The sequence below is a fragment of the Parvularcula dongshanensis genome (assembly GCF_014199615.1).
Lineage (GTDB): Bacteria > Pseudomonadota > Alphaproteobacteria > Caulobacterales > Parvularculaceae > Parvularcula > Parvularcula dongshanensis.
Genome location: NZ_JACHOB010000005.1, coordinates 268,059 through 284,191, shown reverse-complemented (window position 1 = coordinate 284,191; position 16,133 = coordinate 268,059). Strand labels below are relative to the sequence as shown.

General features: G+C 68.2%; 11 protein-coding genes. 1 reads left to right on the top strand and 10 read right to left on the bottom strand.

The features are described 5' to 3' along the window. Window positions 1-72: 72 nt before the first annotated feature. The 3 genes from xylA to GGQ59_RS12260 form a co-directional block, all read right to left on the bottom strand. Window positions 73-1,392 carry a xylose isomerase gene (gene xylA, locus GGQ59_RS12270; protein ID WP_183819010.1) on the bottom strand — a complete coding sequence of 440 codons (1,320 nt, stop codon included), beginning with the start codon at window positions 1,390-1,392 and terminating at the stop codon, window positions 73-75. 1 nt (window position 1,393) lies between these two features. Beyond that, a complete protein-coding gene (xylB, locus tag GGQ59_RS12265; RefSeq protein ID WP_183819008.1) occupies window positions 1,394-2,848 on the bottom strand; it encodes a xylulokinase in 1,455 nt (484 codons plus the stop codon). Window positions 2,849-2,911: 63 nt separating this feature from the next. Next, window positions 2,912-4,060 carry an endo-1,4-beta-xylanase gene (locus GGQ59_RS12260; RefSeq protein ID WP_183819006.1) on the bottom strand — a complete coding sequence of 383 codons (1,149 nt, stop codon included), beginning with the start codon at window positions 4,058-4,060 and terminating at the stop codon, window positions 2,912-2,914. Between the two features lie 576 nt (window positions 4,061-4,636). Between GGQ59_RS12260 and GGQ59_RS12255 the strand changes: the two genes are divergently transcribed. Beyond that, window positions 4,637-5,803 (top strand): serine hydrolase domain-containing protein, encoded by a 1,167-nt coding sequence (locus tag GGQ59_RS12255; RefSeq protein ID WP_183819087.1) that lies wholly within the window; start codon window positions 4,637-4,639, stop codon window positions 5,801-5,803. A 12-nt stretch (window positions 5,804-5,815) separates the two neighbouring features. Here GGQ59_RS12255 and GGQ59_RS12250 read toward each other — a convergent pair whose 3' ends face one another. The 7 genes from GGQ59_RS12250 to GGQ59_RS12220 all read right to left on the bottom strand — a co-directional run bounded on the left by GGQ59_RS12250 (window position 5,816) and on the right by GGQ59_RS12220 (window position 16,121). Continuing rightward, window positions 5,816-8,704 (bottom strand): glycosyl hydrolase 115 family protein, encoded by a 2,889-nt coding sequence (locus GGQ59_RS12250; RefSeq protein ID WP_183819004.1) that lies wholly within the window; start codon window positions 8,702-8,704, stop codon window positions 5,816-5,818. Window positions 8,705-8,794: 90 nt separating this feature from the next. Beyond that, complete coding sequence (gene fsa / locus GGQ59_RS12245) at window positions 8,795-9,448, bottom strand: fructose-6-phosphate aldolase (RefSeq protein WP_183819002.1); 654 nt, start codon at window positions 9,446-9,448, stop codon at window positions 8,795-8,797. 150 nt (window positions 9,449-9,598) lie between these two features. Next, complete coding sequence (locus GGQ59_RS12240; protein ID WP_183819000.1) at window positions 9,599-12,199, bottom strand: TonB-dependent receptor; 2,601 nt, start codon at window positions 12,197-12,199, stop codon at window positions 9,599-9,601. A 180-nt stretch (window positions 12,200-12,379) separates the two neighbouring features. Beyond that, complete coding sequence (locus tag GGQ59_RS12235) at window positions 12,380-13,165, bottom strand: copper resistance protein B (protein ID WP_183818997.1); 786 nt, start codon at window positions 13,163-13,165, stop codon at window positions 12,380-12,382. Next, window positions 13,165-15,132: a copper resistance system multicopper oxidase gene (locus GGQ59_RS12230; RefSeq protein WP_183818995.1), complete on the bottom strand. Its 1,968-nt coding sequence runs from the start codon at window positions 15,130-15,132 to the stop codon at window positions 13,165-13,167. Before GGQ59_RS12230 ends, GGQ59_RS12235 begins: the two co-directional genes overlap by 1 nt. Window positions 15,133-15,195: 63 nt before the next feature. Further along, window positions 15,196-15,606 carry a hypothetical protein gene (locus GGQ59_RS12225; RefSeq protein WP_183818993.1) on the bottom strand — a complete coding sequence of 137 codons (411 nt, stop codon included), beginning with the start codon at window positions 15,604-15,606 and terminating at the stop codon, window positions 15,196-15,198. Between the two features lie 62 nt (window positions 15,607-15,668). After that, window positions 15,669-16,121 (bottom strand): MBOAT family O-acyltransferase, encoded by a 453-nt coding sequence (locus GGQ59_RS12220; protein WP_183818991.1) that lies wholly within the window; start codon window positions 16,119-16,121, stop codon window positions 15,669-15,671. Window positions 16,122-16,133: the final 12 nt, after the last annotated feature.

Sequence of the window (16,133 nt, the reverse complement as noted above, 5' to 3'; positions counted from 1 at the left end):
TCTTGCCTTGGGTTGAAACTTTTGACAACGCCAGTGCGTGAGGGCCGCGCCGGAGCGCGGCCCTCGCCGTTCTTAGAGGAACCGGTTGACCAGGTTCTCGAGGTGCTCCTGACGGCCCGAGCGCGGCTTGGGGTCCACGCCGTCGGAAAGGGCGCGGTCCGCCACGGCGTCGAGCGTCGTGCCCTCGGCCATGATGAACTTGCCGAGGTCGCCGTCCCAGCCCGCATAGCGGTCGGAGAGGAACTTGTCGGCCTCGCCGTGCTCGATGAGCGCCGCGGCGGACAGGAGGCCCTTGGCGAGCATGTCCATGCCGCCGACGTGACCGTGATAGATGTCCTCGGCGTCGATCGACTGGCGGCGGACCTTGGCGTCGAAGTTGAAGCCGCCGGTCGTGAAGCCGCCATTGCGCAGCAGGTGGATCATCGTGCGCGTGATGTCGAGCGGGTCGTTCCAGAACTGGTCGGTGTCCCAACCATTCTGCGGATCGCCGCGGTTCGCGTCGATCGAGCCGAAGATGCCAAGCGCGTAGGCCGCGGCGACTTCGTGATCCATCGAGAGGCCGGCGAGCGTCGCGTGGTTGGTCTCGATGTTGACCTTCACGTCGTTGGTCAGGCCGTAGCGTTCGAGGAAGCCGTACACCGTCGCGACGTCGCGGTCGTACTGGTGCTTGGTCGGCTCGTGCGGCTTGGGCTCGATCAGGAGCGGGCCTTCGAGGCCGATCTTGTGCTTGTAGTCGACCGCCATGGACAGCATCCGGCCGAGCTGATCCATCTCACGCTTGAGGTCGGTGTTGAGGAGGGTGTCATAGCCCTCGCGGCCGCCCCAGAAGACGTAGTTCGCGCCGTTCAGGCGCTTGGTCGCGTCCATGGCTTGGCGGACCTGAACGGCCGCGCAGGCGAAGACTTCGGGGTCCGGGTTGGTCGAGGCGCCGCCCATGTAGCGCGGGTCGGAGAACATGTTCGCCGTACCCCAGAGGAGCTTGACGCCGGTCTCCTCCATCTTCTGTTCCATCGGGTCGAGGATGCGCGCGAAGTTCTCCGTGTGCTCCTTCATGTTCGACGCCGGGGCCATGACGTCGACGTCGTGGAAGGCGAAGAAGGGCAGGCCGAGGCGCGCGAAGAAGTCGAAGGCCGCGTCGAGCTTGGCTTCGGCCATCTCCTGACCGCTCAGCTTCTGCCACGGGCGGTCGAACGTGCCCGCGCCGAAGACGTCGAAGCCGTTCCAGCAGAAGGTGTGCCAGTAGCAGACGGACGGACGGAGGAACTCCTCCATCGTCTTGCCCATGACGACACGGTCCTTGTCGTAGTAGCGGTAGGCGAGCGTTTTGTCCGTATCCGGCCCTTCGAACTTGATGGGCTCGACCGACGAGAAGTACTCGGAAGACTTCGACATCTCAGGCTCCTTTCGGGAAGCTGTCTTTAAGGGTTGAGTAGAGAGCGGAGAAGCGTTCGCGCTTCTCCGCCAGGATCGCGACGTCGTCCTTGTTCGGCTCGACGACGGAGAGGACGGGCGGCGCGGCGAGGACCTTGTCCGCGTCGGCATTCCCGAGGCAGAGCTGCGCGAGCTTCGCCGCGCCGTAGGCCGGGCCGACATCCGCGTCGCGGCGATAGGCGAGCGGCCTGTCGAGCGCCGCCGACAGGATGCGGCCCCAATAGGACGACCGCGCCCCGCCGCCGATCACGGTGACCTCGGACACGCGGCCCGGATCGCGAAGGACGTTGAGCCCGTCCGCGAAGGCGAGGGCGACGCCTTCGAGTACGGCCTGCGCCACCTCCGGCGTGCCGCTGTCATGGTCGAGGCCGAAGAGGACGCCGCGCGCATGAGGGTCGTTGTGCGGCGTCCGCTCGCCCGAAAGGTAGGGCAGGAACAAGAGCGAGGCGTCGAGGCGGCCCTTCTTCTCCGCCGCCGCGACGAGGCTCCCCGCATCCGGCGTGCCCGTCAGGCGCATCGCCCAGTCGAGGCAGGAGGCCGCCGACAGCATCACCGTCATCTCGTGCCAGCGGCCGGGAAGGGCGTGGCAGAAGGCGTGAACGCCCGAGTCCGGGTTCGGCGAGAACGCCTCGCCCGCTAGGAACAGGACGCCCGACGTGCCGAGCGACATGAAGGCGTCGCCAGGGCCCGTGACGCCGACGCCGACGGCGCCCGCCGCGTTGTCGCCGCCGCCGCCCGCGACCGGCACCGCGTTCATGCCCCAGGCCTTCGCGACCTCGGGCAGCAGCGTGCCGGTGGCGTCCGAGCCTTCGAAAAGCTCGGGCATGTGCGCTTCGGTGAGGCCCGTCGCCTCCAGCATGGCGGGCGACCAGGCCCGCTTGCCGACGTCGAGCCAGGACGTACCCGACGCGTCGGACATGTCCGAGCCGTAGGTGCCCGTCATCAGGAGGCGGACATAGTCCTTGGGCAGCAAGACCTTCTCGACCTTGGAGAAGACCTCGGGCTCGTTCTCGGCGACCCAGAGAAGCTTCGGCGCGGTGAAGCCGGGGAAGACCGCGTTGCCCGTGATCTCGCGCGTCTTCGGCTCGCGCCGTTCGAGCTCGACGCACTGCGCCGCGCTGCGCCCGTCGTTCCAAAGGATCGCGGGCCGCAGGACCTCGTCGCCCGCGCCCAGAAGCGTCGCGCCGTGCATCTGACCGGACAGGCCCACCGCCTCGATCTTCGCCCGGCGATCCGGCGAGAGTTGGAGAACCGCCTCCTGCGTCGCCTTCCACCAATCGGCCGGATCCTGCTCGGACCAGGACGGATGGGGGCGGGAGACGGGAAGCGGCGAGACGGCCTGCTCGATGACGTCGCTGTCGTCGTTGGTGACGACGACCTTCACGCCCGACGTGCCGATGTCGATGCCGAGGAACATGTGGAACTCCTTGACTGCTCCTAGGACCGGGACGCCGCCGCGGCCAAGGGGACTGACTGGGTATTAGCTGCGAAGCGGCGTGCGTGTCGGCGCGTCACGGAACGCCTGCGCGATCGCTTCGCGCATCGCCTTGGGTTGGTAGTCGGAAGAGTAGGGGGTGGGACGCTTCTCCACCCCGTCCTCGCGCGGAAGGAACGTCTGAAGCCAGCTGTCCTTGTCCACCATGCCCCAGGCGAGCACGTCCTTCGTCTCCTCGTAGGAGAGCATCATGTCGAGATAGTCCTTGGTGTAGGACGCGATCAGCTCGTCACGATAGGCGGTGTCGGGGCGCAGCCGCGTGTCGTTCACGTCGAACTCGGTCAGGTAGATGTCGAGCCCCATGCCGACGACCTCGTCGACGAAGGCGCGCCACTCGCGCTGCTTCTGCGGCGTGAACTCGTCCGGCATCTCGTAGTTCGAGTGCGACTGGATGCCGAGCGCATCGATCGGCACGCCATTGCCGACCAGCCGCTCGAGAAGGCGCAGCACGCCGCGCCGGTGCGCCGTGCTCGTCGTCTCCCACGACATGTAGTCGTTGTAGGCGAGGGTCGCGTTCGGCGCGTGTTCCTTCGCGATGCGGAAGCAGGCGTCGATCACTTCGGGCCCCATCGCGCGCGACAAAGAGGTCTCGCGCATCTCGCCGGTCTCGTCGTCGATCGTCTCGTTGACGACGTCCCAGGAGTAGAGGAACGGGCTGTACCGGCCCGCCACGCGGCCGATGTAGTCTTGGAGGAAACCTTCCGCCTCGGACGCGCTGCCGAACTCGGTCTCGTTCAGCCATTGCGGCAGCCAGCGGGGATGGTGCCAGATCAGGGTGTGACCACGCATGGCCAGGTCGTTCGACTTCGCGAAGTCGACGATCGCGTCCGCCGGCGCGAAGTTCCACGCGTCCGGCTCGGGCTTGATGACGTAGATCTTGTGTTCGTTCTCGGCGACGAGGCCGCCGCACTCCGCCTTGACGATCTCGGCGTAGCGGGGATCGCGGAGCTGCCGCGCGTTGATGGCCGTGCCGAAGCGAAGGCCCTTCTGACGCGCGAGCGCGTCCAAGGAGACGGAATCGCCCGCGCCTTGAACGGCCTGCGCCGAACCGTCCGGCCTGCCCGTCGCGCAAGCGCCGAGCGCGGTCGCGCCTGCAAGAAGTCCGAGCGTCTCGCGTCGCGAGTAGTTCGCCATCCGTCTTCCTCCCATAGCGCCCGCGCTCTTACCGGCTGCGTGACGCGTAGTTCTTGGAACGCCTTACCAAACTCTGCGACCAAAGCGAGTGGCCCAGCTGTTCAGAAGGTTCCCGACATGTTAGCGCTATCACCTCCCAATGTCGTTGTCCAGGCGACAAACGTGGCCGAAGCGAACCTTGCCGACTATATAGCCGCACGACATCGGCTCCACTCATCGCTCTGCTTACCCGCCCCGCCTGCGGCCCGTGCCGGTGACGACGCACCCGAAGCAGGCGAGGGGGTCGCGGGGGCCGGCGGGAAAGGCCTAATCGGCCAGCCGCTCGAACTCCGCCTTGCCTCCGACGGCACCGACTACGACTTCGCCTGCCGTCCCTTGGGGGAGGGCAAGCGGACGACGCCCTGCATGTATGCGGAGAAGCGAGAGTAGGGGGGCGATCCAGGCTGCAACCGAGATGTTCCCTCGGACGAACCGCCACGCAGCCGACAGCTGACCGTGCTGCAGGCGCAGATTGCACGGCGCGTCGTTCGTGTCAGGCTCTCCCGCGAGGGAGACGATGACGTGATCGCGAAGAACCTGCGAACCCTATCGAAGGCGTCCGCCGTCGCTGTGGTCCTGCTAGGGTCTGCAGCGGCGCAAGAGAGACCCGAGGTGACGCCCCTCGACGCAATAGAAGCCGCCGCGCGCCAAGGTATGGACGCGACCGGTGCGAAGGGTCTCGCCTTCGGTTTCGTCGAGGACGGCGAGGTCGTCGGCGTCCGCGTGCTCGGCGACCGCAACGCGGACGGAGAGCCGCTCACCGGGCGCACCGTCATGTACGGCGCCTCGCTCACCAAGGCCGCCTTCGCCTACATGGTCGTGCAGCTGGCCGAGGAAGGCGTGATCGACCTCGACGAGCCGATCCCGACTTACCTCTCCGAGCCGCTGACGGCCTATGATGGCGATCCCTGGGTCTACGCGCCCTACGCCACGCTCGCGGGCGACGACCGATGGCGGCGGATCACGCCGCGCATGCTGCTCATGCACAGCGCGGGCTTCGCGAACTTCTGGTTCCTGGAACCCGACCGGGGGCTGCACATCCACTTCGAGCCGGGCAGCCGCTACGCCTACTCGGGCGACGGCTTCATCCTCATGCAGTACGTCCTCGAGAAGGGGCTCGGCCTCGACGTCGGCGAGGAGATGGATGCCCGCGTGTTCGAACCGCTCGGCATGACGCGCACCGGCATGATTTGGCGCGAGGACTTCGCGGACGACCTCGCCGACGGTTGGACGATGGAGGGCGAGCCGGTCCCGCACGACGACCGTAGCAAGGTGCGCGCGGCGGGCTCGATGGACACGACGATCACGGACGTCGCCCGCTTCGCCGCTGGCCTGGTTCGTTGCGAGAACCTCTCGTCCGATAGCTGCGCGCAACTCACCGCGCCGTCCCTGCCGATCACCACGCCAGCGCAGTTCCCGACGCTGACGGAGGAACTGCCGGCGGACGAGCGCAGGGCCGACCTCTCCGCCGGTCTCGGCGTCGTCACCTTCGAAGGGCCGCAAGGGCCGGCCTTCTACAAGGGCGGGCACGACGAGAACACGGGCAACACCCTGGTCTGCCTGAAGGAGCGCCGCGACTGCGTCGTCATTTTGTCGAACGACGTCCGCGCGGAGGCGGCGTTCCCGTCGATCGTCGAGGCGGCGCTCGGCGAGACGGGTGCGCCCTGGGCATGGGAGTACTCGTCCCTGAAACTCGAACGCTAGCCTTCCGCCCGCTCAGTCCGCCGCCGTGCCGCAGTCCGGCGTGCCGGCCATCGGGCTTTCCGGCAGGCCGAGATACATCTCCGGCGTCTCGCCCGTCTCGCCCGTCGCGACCGTCAGGTGCTGCACGACGATGCCGGGGTCGACCGCGTAGAGGCTCAGCGTGTGCGTGCCGGGCTCGATCCGCCCGAGGCGCGTCGTCGCCTTGTGCGCGTAGTCCGACACCGCCTGGCCCCACTCCGCCTCGTCGGGCGTGGTGCCGAGCGTGACGGTCTGCGGCTCACCGCCGTTCAGCGAGACGGCGTAGCGCAGGCCCTCGCCGCCATCGGGATCGAGCGTGGGGAAGAGGGTAGCGGTCAGCGTCGCCTCGCCGCCCTCGGTCGTCGTGAACACGTAGTCCATGCGCGGCCCTTCGCCCGGCGCCGCAGGCTCGGCGTCCGCGGGCACCACGGCCACCGCGTCGTCCGTCCGGCCGAGGTTTGGCACGGTCAGCCAGGAGAGGGCGCCCGCGTCGGCCGTACAGCTCGCGCTCGCCGCACCCATCGACACCGCGCCGCCCGCCATGACGAAGCCGGCCGCGTCCTCGGCCGCCTTGTAGAGCGGCAGGGTCAGCGTCAGGTCCTGATCGTCCGGCCCGTCGACGGCGATGAGCGCCTCGGTCGAGCCTTCGTCCACACGGTCCCAATCGACCGTGACCTCGACCGTCTCCTCGCCGGACAGGCGTCCGCGCTTGGTCGAGACCTTCACCGCCCGCTCGGACGGCCGGATGCGGTAGCGAAGCTCGTCCGTGCCCGTCGTGAAGAGGGTGAAGCGGACCGGGCCGCCCCCCTCCGTCATCATCGGCAGGCGTGCGTCCTCGCCCGCGCCGTAGGTCCCAGCATTGCCCTGGACCGCGACCTTCAGCGCGTCCTCGCCCTCGGCGTCCACCCGCGTTACCTCGGGCATAGTCTGCTCTTCGGGCTGTTGCCAGTAGGTGTATCCGATGTGGGTCTGGGACATCATGTGGTCCCACTTCCCGCCCGCGACGTCCTCGTGATAGAGCCGCGTGAGCTCCGCGTCGCGCGCATAGGCCGCCTCGGCGCGGTCCGCCCACTCGTTCGCGGACGGACGGCCCTGCTCGGCCAGCATCCGGTTCATCGCGACGGCGTAGTAAAGGTCGTAGAGGTTCGCGCTCGCTTGGATCGGGAACCAGACGAGTTGGACGAAGGCATCGTCATACCCCTCCGGCATCTCTTCGCGCAGGACATCGGCCCGCTTCGCGAGTTCGTCGTAGTCGCCTGCGACCCGTGCCCACTCGCCCGACGCCGCGTCGTAGGTGTCCGCGTCCAGAAGCTCGGGCTTCCGCCGCGCGTTGTACTTCGTGTACGTCTCGAGAAGCTCGCCGATCTCGTCGGCGTGCTCTTCCCCGAACTGTTCGGCTGCCCAGTCGCGGGCGTAGGTGTCCACCCGCTCGACGGTCATCGCCTCGGGGTCCCAGGCCTGGTCGAGGAAGAAGCTGATCGGGAACTCCATCGGCTTGAGGTCCCCGACGTTGACGATCCAGATCCGGTCGGCGCCGCGGTCCCACGCCACGTCCATCTGCTGCCACGCCCGCTCGATCTGCGTCGTGTTCAGCCACTTGTAGTTCCGCGGACCCCCGACATAGTCGAAGTGATAGTAGACGCCGTAGCCGCCCGGCCGCTCGGCGCCCATTTCGGGCAGCCTGCGGATGTTCCCCCAATTGTCGTCGGCGAAGAGGAGCGTGACGTCGTCCGGCACCTCCATGCCCTGATCGTAGTAGTCCTGGACTTCCTTGTAGAGCGCCCAGACCTGCGGCGTCTCCGCTGCGGGCTTGCCGGTCACCTCCGCGATGATCTCGCGCTGGTCCGCGACGATCGTCTCGAGGAGGTCGATCGCGGTGCCCTCCGTCATCGCCTCGTCGCCGTCGCCGCGCATCCCGACCGTGACGAGCGCCTCCTCGTCACCCATCCGCTCCATGCCGCCGCGCCAGAACGTCCGCAGCGCCTCGGCGTTCGTCTGATAGTTCCAGTCGCCCTCGCCATAGCGCTCCCACTCGACATGGGCGCGCATCAGGGGCTCGTGGTGGGAGGTGCCGATGACGACGCCCATCTTGTCCGCAAGCTGAGGATTCTTCGGATCGTCGTCGTAGAACGCCTTCCCCCACATGGCGGGCCAGAGGTAGTTGCCCTTCGAGCGCAGGATCAGATCGAACACCTTCTCGTAGAAGTCCGCGTTGATCCCGCCGAAGGTCTCGCGCGCGAAGTTGCCGAGCGCGGGCTCCTCGTCGTTGAGGAAGATGCCGCGATACTTGACGCTCGGCGCCTCGACGCGACGTCCTTCGGTCACCGTCAGCGTAGCGTGCTTCTCGGCGGGCACGTCCGCCCAGTAGTGCCAGGGGCTGACGCCCGCGCGCTCGGAAAGGTCGTAGGCGCCGTAGATCGTGCCGCGCTCGTCCGCACCCATCACGACCAAGGCGCGCTCCACGCCGGGGAAGGGGTCTTCGACCGTCTGGATCGAGTACGCTTCCCAGACGCCCTCAACGCCGTCCGTGTCGAGCTTGCCGTCCGAGACCAGCTTCTGGATCATGGGCGACGCGTCGAGCGAGCCGATGATGACCGGCATGCCTTCCCGAGGCACGGCGCCGATCGCGAGCGCCCCCTCTCGGCCTGCCACCGAAGCGAGGTCGCCACGAAGGTTTTCGACCGCGACCCGCACGCCCGAGTGATCCTCCGCGTCCGCATGGATCGCTGTCGGCATACCGTTCGCGATCAGCGCAAACTGCCCTTCGCTTCCTTCCGTGCAGAGCGCGGCCGCGCCGTCACAGGAAGGCGCCGCGAGGGCGAGGGCGGGGGCGGCTGCGAGGGCGGCGGATGCCAGGAGGGCGGCGCGGATGCGGGTCGTCATTCTTCCTCCGGGGGGCGAGGGCCTGTTCTGGAATTTGGCCCTTAAAAGTCGGGGCGGGCCTGGGCCCGCCCCGTTCGTCTTGATCGGCGCTTACAGGATCGACTGACCCGTCCCGGCCCAGTCCTTGGTGAAGGCGTCGAGGCCCTTCTCCGTCAGCGGGTGGCCGAGCAGCGACTGGAACACCTTGAACGGGATCGTCGAGACGTCCGCGCCGGCGAGGGCGGCTTCCTTGACGTGCAGGGGCGAGCGGATCGAGGCGGCCAGGATCTCGGTCTCGTAGTCGAACTGGTCGTAGATCGCGCGGATCTCTGCGATCAGGTCCATGCCCGGCCAGCCCGTGTCGTCCACGCGGCCGAGGAAGGGCGAGATGTAGGTCGCGCCGGCCTTCGCCGCGAGCCAGGCCTGCGTCGCCGAGAAGCAGAGCGTGACGTTGGTGTCGATGCCGTCGCCCGTCAGCTCCTTGCAGGTCTTGAGGCCGTCCCAGGTCAGCGGCAGCTTGACGACCACGTTGCCCGCGATGTCCGCGAGGACGCGGCCTTCCTTGAGCATGGTGTCGTAGTCGGTGCTGGCGACTTCGGCCGAGACCGGGCCGTCCGTCATCTCGCAGATGTCGCGGATGACTTCCTTGAAGTCGCGGCCGGACTTGGCGATCAGCGAGGGGTTGGTCGTGACGCCGTCGACGAGGCCGGTCGCGAAGGCCTCCTTCAGTTCGGTCGTCTCTGCGGTGTCGATGAAGATCTTCATGGCGTGCGCTCCTCCGGAAGCGATCTCTACACTAGGCTATCTGGCCCCGTTGTTAGCGGTAACAAGACAAGACTCTATGACAAGGCGCACGCCTAGCGCGAAAGCGGGGCGGGGGCCATGGCGCGTGCCAGAACCCCCGCATGCTCGGGATCAGAAGCGTTTGCGCACCGTCACGCCCCAGGTCCGCGGCGCGTTCGGATAGCCGTAATAGGTGCCCGCCTGCGCGGTGCCGGGGAAGGCGACCTGCACCCACTCGTCGTTGAACAGGTTCCGGCCCCACAGAAGCGCCTCGAACCCGTTGTCCATGGTCAGGCCGAGCGAAGCGTTGAAGAGGTTCACCTCGCGGCCCTCGACGGTGTCGGGCACGTTGTCGGCCGTGCTGGTGTCGCTCTCGTACTGCCACTCGCCGCGCAGGAACGCTTCGCCCCAGGGCGTCGGCTGGTGATAGGTGAAGGAGGTGCTCGTCGACACCTCCGAGATGCCGTCTGGCTTCTCGCCCGACAGGTCCGTCGGGCCGTTCGGGCCCGGCGCGCCGACGAACCGGTCGTATTCCGGGTCGAGCAGCGTCGCGGCGAAGTTCACGTCCAGCCGGTCGAAGGGCGTGGCGCTGACTTCGATCTCTGCCCCTTGGACCGACTGCTTGCCGGCGTTCGCGAGGACGAAGCCCGTTCCTTGGAACAGGTTCGACTGGAAGCCTTCGATCGTCTGATCGAAGAGCGCGAGGTTCACCGCGCCCCAGGCGAACTGCGCCTTGGCGCCGACCTCCCAGACCTTGGACTCCTCGGGCCCGGCGAAGCGTGTGCCCGCATAGGTGCCGAGCGCCGCCGTCGTCGTGTTCGGCAGCAGGTCCGCGGCCTGCAGCGCGCCGGTGTCGGAGGGGAAGGGCCTGCTGTCGCGGGTCAGGTTCCAGGACGATGCTTTGAAGCCCGTCGCGTAGGAACCATAGACGTTGACCCGGTCCGTCACGTCGTAGGCGAGGCGGAGCGTGTAGGAGAGGTCGTCGTCGTCCGTCTGGCCGCCCTCGACGGCGTTCGGGAACTCGACCTGCGGGGGCAGGAACTGAAGCGGTACGAGGGCGAGGAGGGGGTTCACCTCCGCGTTCGCCGCGTTCGCGTCCGCGAAGGCTTGGGCGCCGGCCTGGATCGCGGCGAGGCCTTGCGGGTTCAGCTGACCGATCAGGGCGATGTTGTCCGGCGTCGGCGCGAGGCCCGTGTTCTCCTGGAAGGCGGTCGCGAAGGCCTGCTGCTGGATCAGGCCGCCGCCGATCTGCACGAGGTTCAAGGAGGAGAAGACGTCCTGGTTGTACGACGTCAGGGACACGTCCTTCTTGTCGGTCGTGTAGTTCAGGCCGACCGTCGCCGTCAGGCGGTCGGTCACGTCGAAGTCCAGCTGCCCGAACAGCGACAGCGACTCGTCATCCTGGTCGAACAGCGTCGCGAAGGTCTGCCCGTCCGCGAAGAACGTACCGCGCGGCAGGCCGAGCGCGCCTTCGATCGTCGTCAGCGGGTTCTGCCCGCCGAGGTCGGACCCCGCCTGGATGGCGGGAATGATACCGGGTGCGGTGATGTCCACCCCTGCGCCCTGCAGCGCGAGTGCGGTGACGTAGGCGCGCTGGTCGGCGCCGTACGCCACGTAGGAGTCCGCCCGCACGTCCTCGTTGAAGTAGAAGGCGCCCGCGAGCCAGCCGAAGCGCTCCGTCTCGCCGGTGACGCGCAGCTCCTGGGTGAAGGTCTTGGTGTTGCTGATCGCGCTCAGCTCACCGATCACGTCGAGCGACGTGAAGTCGCCGTCGAAGTTCTCCTGACCGTACTTCTCGCGATAGGCGGTGATCGAGGTGATCTGCGCCGGGCCGACGTCCCAGTCCGCCTGAAGGCTCAAACCCTTGTTCTCGATGTCGTTCTGCGGGGTGAAGGTGTAGTAGGCGTCGTAGCCGTAGAAGTCTCCGGTCACGACCTGCCCGCCGAGCGCACGGATGACGCCGGTCGTCGGCCCCGCCTGAAGGTTCCCGGTGTAGCAGCACGCCTCCTCGAGCTGATCGTAGTCGGCGATGGCCCGGAAGGTCAGGTTGTCCGTCGGCTCGAAGAGCAGCTGGCCGCGCACCGCCCACCGGTCGCGCTCGTTCAGGTCGTCGCCGTTCGTCAGGTTCTCCGCGTAGCCGTCGCGGCCGTTGATCGAGCCCTGGACGCTGAAGGCCACGGTCTCGCTCAGGGGGCCGGTCAGGTAGGCCTTGACGATCTTCTGGTCGTAGTTGCCGTAGGTCAACTCGACGTTCCCGCCGAGGTCGAATTGCGGCCGCTCCGTCACGATCGAGATGACGCCCGCCGAGGCGTTCTTGCCGAACAGGGTCGATTGCGGCCCGCGCAGGACCTCGATCCGCTCGATCTGTGCGAGGTCGGAGATCGCAGAGGCCGAACGCGAGCGGTAGACGCCGTCGATGAAGACGCCGACCGACGGCTCGATGCCGACATTGTTCGCGCCGTTGCCGAAGCCGCGAATGGTGAAGGTGGTGTTGCCCGAAGACTGGTTCTGGCTGACCCGCAGGGAGGGGACGACCGTTTGAAGATCGAAGACGTCGATGATCTGCGCGTTCTCGATCGTGTCTTCCTGCACGACCGAGACGGCGACCGGCACCTCCTGCAAGGTCTGCTCGCGCTTGGTGGCGGTGACGACGATCTCGTCGATCTGCGCCGACGCGGCGGCGGGCACGGTGAGGGCGATTATCCCGCTGGTCGCGAGGAGCGTTCTCTTCATCGGTGTTTCCTTCCCAGGATCGCGGCCTTGACGCCGTCTGTTGGAAGAAAAGCTATCGTGACCTGTGGGGCCGCACAACTTCTGCGCAGGCGGCGCACGGCATAGGACCGGGCGCCGCGGCGATTCCGCCACAGCGGCGTCCCGTTCTGAAACATGAGGGCCCCGCTGCGGCGGACCCCGCTAGAACCAGGCCCTGACGCCGGCCACCAGCTTCGTATCCTCGCTCTCGCCGCCCGCCGCTTCGGTCCGGGCTCCGCTCTCGCCGGGCGCGACGGACCATTCGACGCCGACGTAAGGCGCGAAGGACCGCTTCACCTCGTAGCGCAAGCGGGCGCCGAGGCTAACCGATGCGACGCCTTCGCCGACCTGCCGCTCCGGAACTTCGCTCGCGGACAGGTCGATCTCGGCGCGAGGCTGCAAGATCAGCCGCTGGGTCAGAAGAATGTCGTACTCCGCTTCGATCCTGGCGCTCAGGTCGCCCTCGTCGGAGAGGAACGCCGCCGCGTCGAGCTCGAAGAAGTAGGGCACGAGGCCCTGGACGCCGAGGACCGCGTAGGTCCGTCCATCGGGCTCGAAGTCTTGCCGGACGCCCGCCTGGAGGTCGAAGTACGAGCTGATCGCGCGGCCGTAGAGGAGCTGCACCTCGGCGTCCTCGACCGCATCTTCGCCGAAGCCGTACTCGCCCTCGGACTTCAGCCAGACGCGGGACAGGTCGCCGCCGTAGTAGCCCTGGAGGTCCCAAAGCGCGGTCTCCTCGTCACCGGACTGCCATTCGAGGCGGTCGGCCATGACCTGCATCCAGCGCTGACCGCCGTGATGGGACTGCACGTGCGCGCGCGCCGCCGCCATGGCGTCCGCGCCGTAGGTGTCGTCGGCCTGGTTCCACGGCGGGTCCTCCGGCCCTTCCTGGGCGAAGGCGGGCGCGGCGAGGAGGGCGAGGGCGGCGGGAAGCATCGCCCGCCGCATCAGTGGTGCCCCCCATGGTCCATGGACCCGTGATCCATGCCGTCATGGCCCATTCCTTCGTGCGAGGAGGCCTCCTCGCGCATCGTCATCGGCCGCCCCCGCTCCTTCGGCAGCACGCTGACGACCTGCATCATGCCGGCGTGCATGTGGTAGAGGAGGTGACAGTGGAAGGCCCAGTCGCCGACCTCGTCCGCGGTGATGTCCACGGACAGCTTCTCGCCGGGCTTGACGACGATCGTGTGCTTGCGCGGCAGGTAACGCTCGCCCACCCCCGGCTCTTCCGCGTCCGGCACGACGACGTCGAAGAACATGCCGTGCACGTGGATCGGGTGCGGCATCATCGTGTCGTTGACCATGGTCAGGCGCACCCGCTCGCCCTCGTAGAAGGTGATGGGCTGCGTGACCTCGGAGAACTTCACGCCGTCGAAGGACCACATGTAGCGCTCCATGTTCGAGGTCAGGTGAAGCTCGACCTCCCGCCCCGGCGCGCGCGTGTCGGGGTTCGGCGCGTGCGCGGCGAGCTGCGCGTAGGTCAGCGTGCGGTGCGGGACGGTCTCGAGGCCGATGCCGGGCTCATCGAGCCTGTTCACCGGCATCATCGCGACCGACGCCACGCCCGGGCCCATCGGGTGGTCGTGCTTCTGCATGTCGTGCATGCCCTTCATGTCGCCCCCCTTGGGCCCGGCATCCATGCCCGCCATCGCCTCATGCCCCATGGCGCCGTGGTTCATGCCCTCATGCCCCATCGCGCCGTGGTCCATCCCGGCCATGCTCGCGTGTCCGCCCTCGCGCGCAGGCTCGGGCTGGTCGTGGCCCTGGCCGATCATGCCGGGCGCGTCCGGATCGTCCATGCCCATCATCCCGGCCATTCCCATGTCCTTCATGGTCAGGAGGGGACGCGGGCGCAGCGGCGGAGCCTCCGCCGTCTCGCCGAGCCGGGGCGTCAGCGTGCCGAGCGCCTGGCCCGACCCGTCGATCGACGCCGCGACGATGCGGTAGGCCCGGTCCTCCGGCTCGACCACGAAGTCGTAGGTCTCCGCCGGGCCGATCTGGAACTCGTCGGTCATCAGCGGCCGGATGAGGTTGCCGTCCGACGCCACCATCCGCAGGGGCAGGCCCGGAATGCGCACGTTCATCAGGCTCATCGCGCTCGCATTGATGACGCGCATCCGCACCCGCTGGCCGGGCTCGAACAGCGCCGTCCAGTCGTCTTCGGGCCCGTGCCCGTTGATGAGGTAGGTGTAGGTCTCGCCCGTGACGTCCGCGATGTCCGTCGGGGTCATCCGCATCTTGCCCCACGCCATGCGGTTCTTCACCGCCGCGCCAAGCCCGTCTTCCTCCGCGTCCGCGAACAGGTCGCCGAGCGTGCGCTTCTGGAAGTTCAGCGAGTCGCTCATCGTCTTGAGCTGATGGAACAGGACGTAAGGGTCCATGTAGGTCCAATCGCCCAGCACCAGCACGTACTCGCGGTCGGCGCCGATCGGGTCGCGGCCCGCGGGGTCGATCACGATCGGCCCGTAATGTCCGATCTGCTCCTGAAGGCCGGAGTGCGAGTGGTACCAATAGGTCCCCGACTGGCGCAGCGGGAAGCGGTACTCGAACGTCTCGCCGGGCTCGATGCCGGGGAAGCTGACGCCCGGCACGCCGTCCATGGTGAACGGGACGAGAAGGCCGTGCCAGTGGATCGAGGTCGGCTCATCGAGCGTGTTCTTCACCCGCATGACGACCTCCTGCCCCTCGCGCATGCGCATCAGGGGGGCGGGGACGCCGCCGTTCACGGTCACGGCTTCGGTCGCCCGGCCGTTCACCCGCAAAGGCGTCCTGGCGATCGTGAAGTCGTACAGATGCTGGTGCTCGGCGGCGATGCCGGTATTGCCGCGCACGGCGCTCCGCGCCCAGGCGGGGACGAGCGCGGAGGCGGCGAGGGTTCCTGCGGCACTGCCGAGGAAGGCGCGTCGGGTCTGCATGGTAATCTCTCCTGATAGAGGGAACAGCGGCGGGCACGCCTCATCGAGGCGGCGAGCCGCTCCTCAGGTCAGGAGGACGTCGTACCGTGCCGTCGGCGTCCGCGCGGGCGGCCCGAGGCTGCGCGGCGGTGCCCGCGCCGAGGCGGCTTCCGCCTCCGCAGGCACCGGCAGGATCGGCGCGATCGTCACGCCGAACACGGGGGAGGGCAGGCTCGCCGTCGGCAGGACCGGGGCGGCGGCGAGCAGGACTTCGCGGTCGGGGCACTGCGCGCAGTGCTCGGCCGGCGCGTCCACGGGCTCGGCCGAGGCCATGTCATGGTGGCTGTGTCCCTGCGCCGCCTGGTGAAGCGGCGGCGCAGCCCGTCCGGCGCCCGGCGCGCAAGCGCAGACGATCGCCGCCGCCACCAGCACGGCCGCGAGGAACGCGGTCAGCGAAGCGCGCAGAGGCGCGGGGGCGGATCGTAGGCCGGACACGCGGAGAAGGTGGCGATCGGAAGGGCGGGAGGCAAGCCGAGCCGGCGCTTCCTTCTGCCGCGTCAAAGCGACAGCCAGCCCGGAACCGCCGCGCGAAGGGCGTAGGCGGCGAGGATGCAGGACGCCAGGTAGGCGAGGTGGATGGCCGCCCGGGCCGGACGCGGCGCCCGCGACAGGTCGAGGCGCGCCGCCTCGCCGAGCAGGACGCCGCCGGCGAAGAACGCGAAGATCGTCGTGAACAAGAAGGCGGTCGAGCCGCGCACCGCCAAAGTCACCGCGTCGTGCAGCGCCCCGCAGGCGAGGAAGGTCACGACGAGGGCGACTGGCCGCGGCACGACCTTCGAAGTGGGCGTATAGACGCGGTAGAGCAGGTAGTAGCCGAAGATCGGGTTCCAATACCGCCAGAAGCCCGCGAACGAGCGCGCGCCGAACGCCCGGCCGAGCATGGCCTCGAGCGAGCCGTTCGCGCCGAGCGGCAGGCCGGTACGACGGCGGACGTACTGTGCGAGTGTCACCTTCCCCCCGTT